The 13,486-nt window shown below is 55.2% G+C and carries 12 protein-coding genes and 2 pseudogenes; 6 read left to right on the top strand and 8 right to left on the bottom strand.

Going from position 1 to position 13,486, the window contains the following annotated elements:
• Positions 1 to 72 precede the first annotated feature (72 nt).
• Both ACWHWP_RS01235 and ghrB read left to right on the top strand, forming a co-directional pair.
• On the top strand, positions 73 to 1,353 hold the full coding sequence (locus ACWHWP_RS01235; RefSeq protein ID WP_047347634.1) for an MFS transporter: 1,281 nt from the start codon (positions 73 to 75) through the stop codon (positions 1,351 to 1,353).
• A gap of 26 nt (positions 1,354 to 1,379) precedes the next feature.
• Positions 1,380 to 2,354, top strand: coding sequence for a glyoxylate/hydroxypyruvate reductase GhrB (gene ghrB / locus ACWHWP_RS01230; protein WP_447854931.1), 975 nt, complete (start codon positions 1,380 to 1,382; stop codon positions 2,352 to 2,354).
• A 58-nt stretch (positions 2,355 to 2,412) separates the two neighbouring features.
• Here the strand turns inward: ghrB and cspE are convergent, their stop codons facing one another.
• Both cspE and ACWHWP_RS01220 read right to left on the bottom strand, forming a co-directional pair.
• Positions 2,413 to 2,625 (bottom strand): transcription antiterminator/RNA stability regulator CspE, encoded by a 213-nt coding sequence (cspE, locus tag ACWHWP_RS01225; protein WP_032615822.1) that lies wholly within the window; start codon positions 2,623 to 2,625, stop codon positions 2,413 to 2,415.
• Between the two features lie 246 nt (positions 2,626 to 2,871).
• Positions 2,872 to 3,582 (bottom strand): DUF3053 domain-containing protein, encoded by a 711-nt coding sequence (locus ACWHWP_RS01220; protein ID WP_047347632.1) that lies wholly within the window; start codon positions 3,580 to 3,582, stop codon positions 2,872 to 2,874.
• Between the two features lie 331 nt (positions 3,583 to 3,913).
• Between ACWHWP_RS01220 and ACWHWP_RS01215 the strand changes: the two genes are divergently transcribed.
• The gene (locus ACWHWP_RS01215; RefSeq protein WP_008502755.1) at positions 3,914 to 4,201 is read left to right on the top strand and encodes an HTH-type transcriptional regulator; all 288 of its coding nucleotides are present in this window, start codon (positions 3,914 to 3,916) and stop codon (positions 4,199 to 4,201) included.
• Between the two features lie 39 nt (positions 4,202 to 4,240).
• On the opposite strand, the gene ACWHWP_RS01210 is transcribed toward ACWHWP_RS01215, so the two are convergent.
• A complete protein-coding gene (locus ACWHWP_RS01210) occupies positions 4,241 to 5,860 on the bottom strand; it encodes an ABC-F family ATP-binding cassette domain-containing protein (RefSeq protein WP_447854929.1) in 1,620 nt (539 codons plus the stop codon).
• Between the two features lie 795 nt (positions 5,861 to 6,655).
• On the opposite strand from ACWHWP_RS01210, the pseudogene ACWHWP_RS01205 reads away from it, so the two are divergent.
• Positions 6,656 to 6,880: pseudogene (locus tag ACWHWP_RS01205) on the top strand (hypothetical protein); the annotation flags it as partial.
• Positions 6,841 to 7,218: pseudogene (locus ACWHWP_RS01200) on the top strand (hypothetical protein). The pseudogenes ACWHWP_RS01205 and ACWHWP_RS01200, both read left to right, overlap by 40 nt.
• A 93-nt stretch (positions 7,219 to 7,311) precedes the next feature.
• Here ACWHWP_RS01200 and glyS read toward each other — a convergent pair.
• The 3 genes from glyS to ACWHWP_RS01185 form a co-directional block, all read right to left on the bottom strand.
• Entirely contained in the window at positions 7,312 to 9,381 is a 2,070-nt protein-coding gene (gene glyS, locus ACWHWP_RS01195; RefSeq protein ID WP_447854927.1) for a glycine--tRNA ligase subunit beta, read from the bottom strand.
• 9 nt (positions 9,382 to 9,390) lie between these two features.
• On the bottom strand, positions 9,391 to 10,302 hold the full coding sequence (gene glyQ / locus ACWHWP_RS01190) for a glycine--tRNA ligase subunit alpha (protein ID WP_003860141.1): 912 nt from the start codon (positions 10,300 to 10,302) through the stop codon (positions 9,391 to 9,393).
• Positions 10,303 to 10,462: 160 nt separating this feature from the next.
• A complete protein-coding gene (locus ACWHWP_RS01185) occupies positions 10,463 to 10,768 on the bottom strand; it encodes a YsaB family lipoprotein (RefSeq protein WP_063429467.1) in 306 nt (101 codons plus the stop codon).
• 183 nt (positions 10,769 to 10,951) lie between these two features.
• Here ACWHWP_RS01185 and ACWHWP_RS01180 point away from each other — a divergent pair, with 183 nt between their 5' ends.
• A complete protein-coding gene (locus ACWHWP_RS01180; RefSeq protein WP_447854926.1) occupies positions 10,952 to 11,947 on the top strand; it encodes an acyltransferase in 996 nt (331 codons plus the stop codon).
• Here the strand turns inward: ACWHWP_RS01180 and ACWHWP_RS01175 are convergent.
• Both ACWHWP_RS01175 and ACWHWP_RS01170 read right to left on the bottom strand, forming a co-directional pair.
• Positions 11,940 to 12,860 (bottom strand): GlxA family transcriptional regulator, encoded by a 921-nt coding sequence (locus tag ACWHWP_RS01175; protein ID WP_063429465.1) that lies wholly within the window; start codon positions 12,858 to 12,860, stop codon positions 11,940 to 11,942. The two genes, ACWHWP_RS01180 and ACWHWP_RS01175, sit on opposite strands and share 8 nt — an antisense overlap.
• Complete coding sequence (locus tag ACWHWP_RS01170) at positions 12,860 to 13,399, bottom strand: cysteine hydrolase family protein (RefSeq protein ID WP_063429463.1); 540 nt, start codon at positions 13,397 to 13,399, stop codon at positions 12,860 to 12,862. The genes ACWHWP_RS01175 and ACWHWP_RS01170 overlap by 1 nt, the downstream gene beginning before the upstream one ends.
• Between the last annotated feature and the right edge of the window lie 87 nt (positions 13,400 to 13,486).

The raw sequence follows: 13,486 nt of genomic DNA, 5'->3' as shown, positions 1-13,486 counted from the left end.
GCACCACATAATTAAGCCACCGTGTACCCTACAAACAACGGCGGTAACAACCTCAACAACAGAGGCAAGCCTATGAACAGTTCGACCAATGCAGTAAAACGCTGGTGGTACATCATGCCAATCGTGTTTATCACGTATAGCCTGGCGTACCTCGATCGTGCCAACTTCAGCTTCGCGTCCGCGGCAGGGATCACCGAAGACCTTGGGATCACCAAAGGTATCTCCTCCCTGCTGGGTGCCCTTTTCTTCCTGGGCTACTTCTTCTTCCAGATCCCCGGCGCTATCTATGCGGAACGCCGCAGCGTGCGTAAGCTGATCTTCATCTGCCTGATCCTGTGGGGCGCCTGCGCGTCACTGACCGGCGTGGTGAACAATATTCCTGCCCTGGCCGCCATTCGCTTTATCCTTGGCGTGGTTGAGGCGGCGGTCATGCCCGCGATGCTGATCTACATCAGCAACTGGTTTACTAAATCTGAACGCTCGCGCGCGAATACCTTCCTGATCCTCGGTAACCCGGTCACGGTACTGTGGATGTCGGTGGTGTCTGGCTACCTGATCCAGTCCTTCGGCTGGCGCGAAATGTTTATCATCGAAGGGGTGCCGGCAGTGATCTGGGCATTCTGCTGGTGGGTGCTGGTGAAAGATAAACCGGCACAGGCCAAATGGCTTTCCGAAGATGAAAAAGCGGCGCTGCAGGCGCAGCTGGATAAAGAACAGCAAGGCCTGAAGGCGGTACGCAACTACGGCGAAGCCTTCCGCTCCCGCAACGTTATTCTGCTCTGCGCGCAGTACTTTACCTGGAGCATTGGCGTGTACGGCTTTGTGCTGTGGCTGCCGTCGATTATCCGCAGCGGCGGCGAAAACCTCGGTATGGTACAGGTAGGCTGGCTCTCTTCCGTACCGTATCTGGCGGCAACCATCGCTATGATCGTCGCATCGTGGGCATCGGACAAGCTGCAGAACCGTAAGCTGTTTGTCTGGCCGCTGCTGCTGATCGCTGCCTTTGCGTTCATTGGCTCCTGGGCCGTGGGTGCGAATCACTTCTGGGCCTCTTACGCCCTGCTGGTCATTGCCGGTGCCGCTATGTACGCTCCATATGGTCCGTTCTTTGCCATCATCCCTGAAATGCTGCCGCGTAACGTGGCAGGTGGCGCGATGGCGCTGATTAACAGTATGGGCGCGCTGGGTTCGTTCTGCGGCTCCTGGTTCGTCGGTTACCTGAACGGTGCTACCGGCAGTCCGTCAGCCTCGTACATCTTTATGGGGGTGGCGCTTTTCGCTTCCGTGTGGCTTACTCTGATTGTTAAGCCTGCTAATAATCAACAACACCCTGTCGGCGCTCGCCACGCCTGAATCCTTAAAAATCAACGGAGATTAGCATGAAGCCGTCCGTCATTTTGTATAAAGCCCTGCCGGAAGATCTGCAGAAACGCCTGGAAGAACACTTCACCGTCACGCAGGTGAAAAATCTGAGCCCGGAGACCGTGGCACAGCACGCCGAGGCGTTCGCCAGCGCCGAAGGCCTGCTGGGTTCAAGCGAAAAAGTGGATGTCGCCCTGCTGGAGAAAATGCCGAAGCTTCGTGCTACCTCTACCGTTTCCGTAGGTTATGACAACTTCGATGTAGATGCCCTGAACGCCCGCAAGATCCTGCTGATGCACACGCCACATGCCCTGACGGAAACCGTGGCCGACACGCTGATGGCGCTGATGCTTACAACGGCCCGTCGCGTGGTGGAAGTGGCTGAGCGCGTGAAAGCGGGCGAATGGACAAAAAGCATTGGTCCGGACTGGTTCGGCGTGGACGTTCACGGTAAAACGCTGGGCATTGTGGGCATGGGGCGTATCGGGCTGGCGCTGGCGCAGCGCGCGCATTTTGGTTTTAACATGCCAGTTCTGTATAACGCGCGTCGTCATCACAGTGAAGCCGAAGAACGTTTCAACGCCCGTTACTGCGAGCTGGATACCCTGCTGCAGGAAGCCGATTTTGTCTGCCTGGTCCTGCCGCTGACGGACGAAACGCGTCATATGATTGGTAAAGAGGCGTTTGAGAAAATGAAGAAGTCAGCCATTTTCATCAACGCGGGTCGTGGCCCGGTAGTGGATGAGAAGGCGCTGATTGAAGCCCTGCAAAACGGTGAGATCCACGCCACAGGTCTGGACGTATTCGAGCAGGAGCCGCTGCCGGTAGATTCTCCGCTGCTAACGCTACCCAACGTGGTCGCCCTGCCCCACATCGGCTCAGCCACCCATGAGACGCGCTACAACATGGCGGCCACGGCGGTAGATAACCTCATCTCTGCCCTCAGCGGCAAGGTAGAGATAAATTGCGTGAACCCGCAAGTGCAACGATAGAAACGAAAAAACCCGCCAGAAGGCGGGTTTTTGAATTTTGTGCTACTGGGTTGGAAGCTTACAGGCTTACAACGTTACCAGCTGCTGGGCCTTTAGCGCCGCTTTCGATGGTGAAGGACACTTTCTGACCTTCGTCCAGAGATTTGTAGCCATCGTTCTGGATAGCAGAGAAGTGTACGAACACGTCTTTAGAGCCATCGTCAGGAGTGATGAAGCCGAAACCTTTATCAGCGTTGAACCATTTTACCAGACCAGTCATTTTACCAGACATAGAAATTACCTTATTAAAAATATATTGAGCCTTCCGGCTTGATGGATTGCGTTACAGATTTCTAAGCGATGAAGGAAGGGTCACAACGAAGGGTATCTATGGATAACAATCTGGACTGCTTTACTAAACTGCTTTAGGTCTGTGTAACAAACCGACGGGGATAGTTATACCGATGTGGTAGAAGAATGACAAGCGTTATTTTCGATATGCATAAAAAAACCCCGCCAGGAGCGGGGTTTTTTCGGTTTATTCTGTGGCCGTGACTGCGGCACTCCAGGCCTGGCTAAAGGCCTGATGCTGGGAGGCCAGCGGCCCAATCAGCGTATTGTACTGGCTTGCCTGCTGCGAGGTCGGGAACTGAATGCCATTGGCAACAAAGCTCACCTGAGTCTCCTGCTGGGCGATAAAGTCCCCCACCTGAACCAGTTGCTGCGTGAAGATTTGCGCGGCTGGAATCAACGGTTGCAGTGCTTCAGAAGGTTTGGTCACCACTTTCTCATACACTTTGTCGAAGACCGGTTTGAGATCGTCGCCCTGCTTCAGTGCAGAACGTGACGCATCAGCCTGCATTTTCGCATTTTGCAGCTGCTGGCTCAGCACGCCAAGCGCACCGTTAGACTGGCGTAGCGGTTCACGCTGCGTCACATAATCCTGTGGAACGCGGATGGCGTTCACGCTATCCACCACGGGACGGATACCGGAATCCATCGCCTGGCTCACCTGCTGTGAATAACCATAAAGAATGGCGTAATCGGACACGAAGGGGCCAAACTGTTTTTTCTGATCCGCAGTCAGCGTCGGCAACCGCTCGCCGCTGCGCATCACTGTATTCTGCAGAAAATCGATAAACGCTTTGCGCTGATCGCCTTCTTTATCAAAACACCCACTCAGGCTAACAACCATCAACAACGCCGCAATAGGCGCAAACCAGCGAGAGCAGGACTTTCCTGTCGCCATTTTATTACTCCTTTCACCCAAAAAAGCGCACACCGGCACACGCGTGCCCGACGCTGACAAGGATAGTCCAGGTCAGCCTTGCAAGATACTCTTTTCATGCAAAACGGCTATTGCCGATTTATTTCTTACCATTTACAAAAAAATACCTGGCGAAGCCGACATATGACTAATCAGGTAATTAGCATAACTATCCATATCGCTGAATCGCGTAAAGCGATCGTTACCGCACGATTAATCACAACCGTGACGATCCTGGGTTGGTATTAGGGACTATTCTTAACTGGCTCTCTGATGTTCTTGATCACGATGTGAGATTTAAGAGGAGTCCTCAATGGAATATAAAGATCCTGAGTTTGAGCTGCTGAGCAGCCTGGAACAGATCATTTTTAAAGATGTACCGCAGACGATTACCCTGCAACAAAAATCCAATCCCTTTACAGAATATGAGCAATTGCGCAAAGGGACAGGACTGAAAACCGAAGAATTCGCCAGAGCGATGGGTGTCAGCGTGGCTATGGTGCAGGAGTGGGAGTCAAAACGTGAAAAACCCACCCCAACCGAGTTAAGGCTGATGCGCCTGATTCAGGCCAACCCTGCACTCAGCAAACAGATAGCGTAGTGAAGTTTGAATGCCCCCGCCTTTGCGGGGGCTTGTGTTTTAAAGGCTATCACAACGCCAGCCCGCCTCTTCCCACACCCATTCATGCGTTAACGTTAAGCCTCTTAAAAAAGCCTCATCGTGTGATACCACCAGCAGCGCTCCGGGAAAACCGGCCAGCGCCGCTTCAATCGCCTGTACCGAAGCCAGATCAAGATGGTTGGTCGGTTCATCCAGCAGCAGAAGCTGCGTAGCTTCGGCGCGCCATAACACGCAGGCCAGCGCAGCCTTAAGGCGCTCGCCGCCGCTGAGTTCCGCCAGCGGGAGCGTGACTTTGTCGGCATCCAGCTGCAGCTGCGCTAAACGGGTTCGCAATACCCCCTCTTCCAGAGGCGTATGGCTCAAATTGAGGTGCGTCATGACCGATTGTGAAAGATCGAGCTGTGACAAATGCTGGTCGAGATAGGCGCAACTGACGGAAACCTTACAGGTACCTGAACGTGGGGCGATCTTACCGAGTATGGTTTTTAACAGCGTCGATTTCCCGCAGCCGTTTGGCCCCTTTAACGCTATGCGCATCGGTCCGTCCATCCGAAAGGTGATGGGTGGAACGGGCACATGCGGCAATACCAGATCCTCCAGTACCAGCACCTGTTTGCCTTCCGGGATCTGACTTCCCGGTAGGGTAAACATCACCGGATTATCGTCTTCAACCCGTTCACGAGCCTTGTTGACCGCGGCGTTCAGGGCTTCATTTTGCTCGCTGTGCTGTTTTTTCCATGCGCCGATCCGTTCCTTTGCCGCGCCTTTGTATTTGACCCGCTCAAACGAGGCGATGTTCAGGGTATCGACGGTGCGTAATGTCTTTGCCGACCGCCGCAGGCTGTCGTCATGCTCTTTTTGCATCCGTGCCCGAGTTCGTCTGCGCTCGGTTGCTGCATGCTCCAGCGCCGCACGGGCAGCCTGCTGCTCAGCATCGCGCTGGGTTTGATAATCCGCATAATTCCCGCCGTAGCTGCGCAGGCCCGAGGAGCTTAGTTCAAGAATGCGCGGCACCTGCTCCAGAAGTTCGCGGTCATGGGAGGCCACCAGCACGCCGCCCTGATACCGTCTAAGCTGGTCGTAGAACCACGCCCGGCCCTGTCGGTCCAGATGGTTAGTGGGTTCGTCCAGCAGCAGGAAATCTGCATCCGCCGTAAACGCACCGCACAGCAGGGCGCGAATGCGCTCGCCGCCGCTGAGCTCAGCGGCAGGCTTATCCGGATCAAACGGTGGCAGTTGGGCATTGATAAACGCCTCGCTCAGACGCTCGGCGACATCCCAGTGGCCGTCGAGCTTGTCCAGATCGTCAGGCTGGTAATCGCCGCTATCAATGCGCTTACGCGCCGCAAATATCGCGTCGTACCCGAGCAGTTCCGCAACCGTCGTCTGCGGAGAAATAGCGTGCTGCTGCGCCACATAGAAATGTGAGCCAAAGCGCTCAATATGACCAGCAGCCGGTTGATCCAGCCCCGCCAGCAAGCGCAGCAGACGCGTTTTCCCGCTGCCGTTGCGGCCAACCAGCGCGCACAGGGAGGGTTCCAGCGTAAGATTCAGCGGACCAAAAAGGATATCGCCCGTCGGAAACTGACAGGTGACCTGATGCAAAATAAAAGAAGGGGACTGCGCAAAATGAGCCATAAGCACTCCTGAATGAAATCAAAACATCCCCTGCCGACGCGGTGGCGTTTAGCAAGGATCGAAATTCATCAGTCGTGTTTGTTCATTTTTGGGGGGCGCTCCAGAGCGAGAAAGTTAACGCGGATAAGGATAGCGGTAATGTGTTGAATATTTCAAGGTTAAATTTTGGACGACTTATACTCCCTCTCCCTTTGGGCTGAGGGATCCCCACCAAATATTGCCTGCACAGACGGCCCCCTCTCCCTTGAGGGAGAGGGCTGGGGTGAGGGGAAGCATACGGCTCTGGTGGTCATTCCGTTCACTTTATGTTCCTTGCTACTCTGTAACGACAATACCCGTGAACGTGCCAGGGTGGCTCAGTCGCCACCACCCTGGCTACCCGGGCTCCCGGCGGTAAATCGCCGCTACGCGGTACCTTCGGCTTATTCCTTCCGGCTTATCGGGGACGGGCGGAGGTAACATCCCTGTAAAGCCCGCCCTCTCGGCGCATCCATGCGCCTCGCCCCGGCCTGCAGGAAACGCCTCAGCGATTTACAGCCGGACCATAGCGTCGCTGTAAGACCTCTGCCCGCAGTATGCTTTTCATTGCGGTAATTTTGCGAGTCTCTTTCCAGAAATGGTAATATCCTCAGTGGCATAGCTCAAATCTATTGCCGCCTGTTTTGATGAGCAGTAAGTTCTCTTTGCACCTGCAAAATCAGGTGCCGGGTTTAGCATCCTGGCTTATCTTATCGGCGGCACATTATGTGCAGCATGCTTTGCTACATCTCAATGGTGGGCTGAGCAGGGGCATCGAAAGATGCGCCGGTATCCGATAAGGCCGGTAATGCTAACTCTGTTCAGTCCACCACCAGCGAAGTTAGCATTTCCGGTGGTGGAAGCTTTATCACTTGTCGGAGGCTGCCAATATGGCTACTACCCCAACCCAAGCTCATTCTTTATTCACCCTTCCCTTCAACCACGCCACCGACTTCACCGAACTGGCGGATAACTGCGAACGTTTTACCGACACACTGTTAGATTGCGAAGAACCCGCCCCAAAAATGGCGCTTTACGGCAGACTCTATGCTTGTCTGAATCTTCTGTAACCCACGCTTCTGGATCCTGTTCCGGAATATTTAAAAGCCAGCCTGACCGTGGAGGAACTCCCGTCACGTCTTCCGGCTTTCGAACCCGAATGCGATCAGCTGGGGCGCTACTGTCAGGAGATTACGCAGTTGCTGATGAACGGCTCACTGCCGCGACAATCTGCAATCGTGATGGAAGATTTGCTGTGCGAACTGGTCAGCTACTTTGCCGATACGCTGAAGGCACCACGCTGGCTGAAAACGGATGAAGGCACAGTCGCGATCGGCTAAACCTGCCGGATGACGCTGCGCTTATCCGGCCTACGAAAGCTCCATAAAAAAACCCGCCGAAGCGGGTTTTTAGCATTTGTAACGACGGGCACATTACTGCAACAGCGAAATATCCGCCACGCGCAGGAACAGCTCGCGCAGTTTCTCGAGCATCGAGAGACGGTTAATACGCAGCTCTTTATCTTCTACGTTCACCATCACCTTCTCGAAGAAGGCGTCGATAACGTCACGCAGTTCAGCCAGCTCCACCAGCGCTTCCTGGTAGCGACCTTCCGCGAAGAACGGCTCGAGCTTGTCGCGCAGCACCACAACCTGCATCGCGAGAGCAATCTCTTCCGGCTCTTTCAGCGTCGCGGCATTCACGCGCTCGTTCAGCGTTTCATCAGACTTCGCCAGGATGTTGGATACACGCTTGTTGGCCGCAGCCAGGGCTGATGCCGCTTCCAGCGTACGGAAGTGGGAAACGGCCTTCATGCGCGCATCGAAATCAGCCGGACGGGTCGGACGACGCGCCAGCACCGCCTGAATGGTGTCAACGGTGTAACCTTCGTCCTGATACCACGCGCGGAAACGACCGAGCATAAAGTCGATCACGTCATCCACAACGTTCGCGTTGGTCAGCTTATCGCCGTACAGACGCACCGCTTCTTCGGTCAGAGTCTGCAGATCCAGGTTCAGGTTCTTCTCAACGATGATACGCAGCACGCCCAGCGCAGCACGACGCAGCGCAAACGGGTCTTTGTCGCCTTTTGGATGCTGGCCAATACCAAAGATACCCGCCAGGGTGTCCATCTTATCGGCAATCGCCACCGCACAGGCAACCGGGTTGGACGGCAGTTCGTCACCCGCAAAGCGCGGCTGATACTGCTCGTTCAGGGCTACAGCCACGTCTTCCGCTTCGCCATCGTGACGCGCGTAGTGCATGCCCATCACGCCCTGAGTGTCGGTAAATTCGAACACCATGTTGGTCATCAGGTCGCACTTGGACAGCAGGCCCGCACGCGTCGCGTGGTTGACGTCCGCGCCGATTTCACGGGCGATCCAGCCGGACAGCTCCGCGATGCGGTCGGTCTTGTCGCGCAGCGTTCCCAGCTGCTGCTGGAACAGCACGGTCTGCAGGCGCGGGAGATGATCTTCCAGACGTTTTTTACGGTCGGTATTGAAGAAGAACTCGGCATCCGCCAGACGCGGGCGCACCACTTTTTCGTTACCGGAGATAATCTGGATCGGATCTTTCGATTCGATGTTCGCCACGAAGATGAAGTTTGGCAGCAGTTTGCCGTCGTTAGCGTAAACCGGGAAGTACTTCTGGTCACCCTTCATGGTGTACACCAGCGCTTCAGCCGGAACGGCCAGGAATTTCTCTTCGAACTTCGCGGTCAGCACTACCGGCCATTCCACCAGCGAGGTCACTTCTTCCAGCAGGCTGTCGCTCAGATCGGCATTACCGCCAATCTTGCGCGCCGCGTCTTCAGCGTCCGCTTTAATTTTGGCTTTACGCTGCTCGTAGTCGGCAATAACTTTACCGCGCTCCAGCAGGATTTGCGGGTACTGGTCGGCATTGTCGATGGTGAACTCTGGTTCGCCCATGAAGCGATGGCCGCGGATCACGCGATCGGACGCCACGCCCAGAATGGTTGCCGGAATAACGGTATCGCCCAGCAGCAGGGTCACGGTGTGAACCGGACGCACGAAGTGCACGTCGGACGCGCCCCAGCGCATCAGCTTAGGAATTGGCAGCTTGGCCAGCGAGGTCGCGATCATGTTTGGCAGCAGCGCTTCTGCACTCTCGCCCTTCACAAGGGCGCGATACAGCAGCCACTCGCCTTTGTCGGTGGTCAGACGCTCAGCCTGGTCAACGGTGATGCCGCAACCGCGCGCCCAGCCTTCAGCCGCTTTGCTCGGCTTGCCTTCTGCGTCAAACGCCTGGGCAATCGCCGGGCCACGTTTTTCGACTTCACGATCCGGCTGAGACGCCGCCAGATTTGCCACTTTCAGCGCCAGACGACGCGGGGCGGCAAACCACTCAATTTTACCGTGTGCCAGGCCAGCGTTATCCAGCTCGGCGGTCACGTTCGCAGCGAAAGATTCAGCCAGGCTGCGCAGGGCTTTTGGTGGCAGCTCTTCGGTGCCGATTTCCACCAGGAAAGTTTTCTCAGACATGGCCGCCTCTTATTTGTTTCGGTTGCACATCGGGAAGCCAAGGGCTTCACGGGACGCATAGTAAGCTTCTGCAACGGCTTTGGTCAGGGTACGAATACGCAGAATGTAGCGCTGACGTTCAGTCACGGAGATGGCTTTGCGGGCGTCCAGCAGGTTGAAGCTGTGGGCGGCCTTCAGAATACGCTCGTAAGCAGGCAGCGGCAGCGGAGTCTCCAGCGCCAGCAGCTGCTGCGCTTCTTTCTCGTACTGCTCGAAGCAGGTGAACAGGAAGTCCACGTCCGCGTATTCGAAGTTATAGGTGGATTGCTCCACTTCGTTCTGATGGAACACGTCGCCGTAGGTGGTTTTACCCAGCGGGCCGTCGCTCCAGACCAGGTCGTAAACGCTGTCTACGCCCTGAATGTACATGGCCAGACGTTCCAGACCGTAGGTGATTTCACCCGTGATCGGTTTACATTCCAGACCGCCAACCTGTTGGAAGTAAGTGAACTGGGTCACTTCCATTCCGTTCAGCCACACTTCCCAACCCAGACCCCAGGCACCCAGCGTTGGGTTTTCCCAGTTATCTTCCACGAAACGGATGTCGTGAATGGTTGGATCCATACCCAGCTCTTTAAGCGACCCGAGGTACAGTTCCTGAATATTGTCTGGTGATGGCTTAATCACCACCTGGAACTGATAGTAATGCTGCAGACGGTTCGGGTTCTCACCGTAACGACCATCGGTCGGACGACGGGAAGGCTGCACATACGCGGTAGCCATTGGCTCTGGCCCCAACGCGCGCAGGCTGGTCATCGGGTGTGAAGTGCCGGCGCCGACTTCCATGTCCAAAGGTTGAACAATGGTACAGCCCTGACGAGCCCAGTAATCCTGTAAGGTCAGGATCAGGCCCTGGAAGGTCTTGGTATCAAACTTTTGCATAGTATTTCGTGCTGGATACGTGTGGTTTTAAATGGAAGGGACCAGTATACCCGCTGGCTGCAAGATATACAGTACGAAACGGGGTTGTTTAGGGAAAATTGGGAAATAAGCAGTTAAGCCAGAACGTTGTGGGCGTCTGGCTGTTGATTATACGAGCAGGCTAGCGCATGGAGAGGTGTAAAAACTGGCCGTCCGCATCAAACGAGCAGACAAAGCCCTCTTTACGTGACGTATGGCCCCGCAGCTCATAGCTTCCCTGAAAACGCACAAAGCCGGTGACATCAATGTTCTGAACGTCCGAGTTATAGCGTCGGGCAGCGCTATCTTTGCAGAGCGCTTCCATATTCAGTGAACGTTCCGGGCTCATTTTACCCTGCTGCGCTTTTTGCACAGGGGCTTCTTGTGGGGCACTGCATCCCGCGAGGATTACCAGCAGAAAGAGTGACGCCGCACGCTTCATCATCATTTTTATTACCGCCCTGGTCAGTGGCTGTTATTTTTAGTATCAAAGCTTTTATAGATTAAGGTCCGGCATTCTGCGAATCTCGCGGCCTCCCTACAAGCCTGCTGAATAAAACTCAGAATTTTCCAAACGAAGACTTTTGGACAATGGTAGTCACACTCAATTTACAGGGAATACGAGGATCTGATGCAGTCAAAAATTAACTGGATTGATAACCTGCGAGGAATAGCGTGTCTGATGGTGGTCATGATCCACACGACGACCTGGTATATCACCAATGCGCACAGCATCAGCCCCGTTAACTGGGATATCGCCAATATACTCAACTCAGCTTCACGCGTCAGCGTGCCGCTGTTCTTTATGATTTCCGGCTTTCTCTTTTTTGGCGAGCGTAGCGCGCAGCCGAGGCACTTCATTCGCATCGCGGCCTGCCTGGGATTCTATAGCGCCATAGCCTTACTCTATATTAGCCTGTTCACCTCAATTAACGCCGGGCTATCGCTGAAATACGTGCTGCAAAAACCGGTGTTCTACCACCTGTGGTTCTTCTTCGCCATTATCGTTATCTATCTGGTCTCCCCCCTCATCCAGGTGAAAAACGTCAGCGAAAAAATGCTTTTGGCCCTGATGGTGGTGATTGGCATTATTGCCAACCCGAATACCGTCTCACAGAAAATCAACGGATTTGAATGGTTGCCGGTTAACCTTTATATCAACGGCGATACCTTTTACTACGTGCTTTACGGCATGCTGGGGCGCGCTATCGGCATGATGGACACGCAAAAACGCGGTCTGAACTGGCTCTGCGCGGTGCTGTTTATCGCTGGCGTGGCGGTGATAGCGCGCGGGACGCTGCATGAGCTGCAGTGGCGCGGCAATTTTGCCGATACCTGGTATCTGTATTGTGGCCCAATGGTCTTTATTTGTGCCGTTTCGCTGCTCACGCTCGTCAAAAACACCCTGAACGCGCGTCCCCTGCCCGTACTGAGTATGATCTCGCGGCACTCTCTCGGAATTTACGGTTTTCACGCGCTGGTGATCCACGCCCTGCGGACGAGGGGCGTTGAGCTAAAAAGCTGGCCGGTGCTGGATATTATATGGATTTTTGCCGCCACGCTGGTTATCAGCCTGCTGCTGTCGATGCTGCTGCAAAAAATAGACACGCGCCGCTTCGTCAGTTAACGCTTCGCTGCCGGGCGCGATGGTACTGGCGCGGGGAGGAAAACCCTGCCGCCAGTGAAGCCTGCTCCACGCCGCGCCCCTGCAAAAGCCACTGCTCCGCCACCGCCAGACGCAGCTGCTCGAGGTAATCGCGAACGCTAATCCCTAAATGTGACTGGAAAAGCCGGGTAAGGTGACGCGGGCTGACGTGCGCCAGCCCGGCGATATCTGGCACGCTCCAGGCTTTTTGCGGCTCGGCGGTAAGCGCATCCTGCGCCCGATGGATGGCCGGATGAAGATGATTGCGGTAGCGTAGCCATGGAGAAAGCTGAGGATCGTCACCGGAACGGCGGAACCAGACCACCATCTCACGCGCCACGGTTAGCGCCTTTTCGGGGCCGCACAGGCGGTTAATCATATGCAGCGCCAGATCGATGCCCGACGTGATCCCTGCGCTGGTCCAGATATTCTCATCCTGCACAAATATCCGGTTTTCTTTAATCGTCGCCGTGGGAGCCGCGGTGCGCAGACGGCTAATAACGTCATGGTGGGTTGTGCACTGTCTGTTGTTCAGCAGGCCCGAGTTCGCCGCCAGCAGCGCCCCTGAACAGACGCACATCACGGTGATATCCTGGCGCTGGATCTGCGGCTGCAGGCGCATCAGCCAGTGCTGAATCTGCTGCGCCTGCGGCGTGGAGAATTGAGAGCGGGAGTCGCTCACCCCCGGCAGCACCAGCAGGCTGCCGGGAGGCAGGCTTTCAGGCAGCGGCTCAATGCCGCTCATCGTCAGGCCTATCGACGTCGGAACCTCAGGCTGCGGGCCAATGTAGTGCAGGCGAAACGCGTCGCCTGCCAGCACAAAGGTCTCAGCCGGGCCGGTCAAATCTAACGACAGCACCCCGGGCATCATCACGAACCAGACGTCGATGCGCATTACAGTGACTCCAGCGTCTCCGCTACCGTTTTAATCTCGGCAAAACGCCCATTCAGTACCGTTTCGGTACGATGGCGAATTTCCGCTGCGCTAAGGGTAATACCCTTGTACGTCATAGGAAACGTCAGCGTTGCCTCGCTCACAAAGGTCACAGCATAACCCAAGTCGGATGCCACCCGTGCGGTGGTTTCACAGCATTGTTCAGTGCGAATGCCGCACACGATCAGCTGGTTGATATCGCGCTCGCGCAGCCAGCGGTCAAGCCCGGTATCCGTGAAGGCATTATGGACGTGTTTCTGGAAAACCACATCCGGCTGATGACGCAAAAAGGCCATCGGTTTGACATAGCCGCTTTGCAGCGTGAAGGGACCGTCTTCATCAACATGAAAAATATCAACGACCGGAATACCGCGCGCTTTACAGCCGTCAATCAGCCCCAGCATTGCCTGCTGAAAGGCTGGAATATCGTCTTCCTGCCAGTAATTGCGATGATGAAATGACTGCTGAGTATCGATATTGATTAATGCGATGCGTGACATGATGGTTCTCCTCGCCAGTGGGTGTGACACCATACTGGCAAGGAAATGAAGGCACGCACAGACCAAAAAAGGACATCATCGTGCCTC

The sequence above is a fragment of the Enterobacter sp. WI-ESBL-E8 genome (assembly GCF_053364895.1).
The sequence above is the reverse complement of the archived record's forward strand: the minus strand, read 5'-3'. Positions and strand labels throughout refer to the sequence as shown.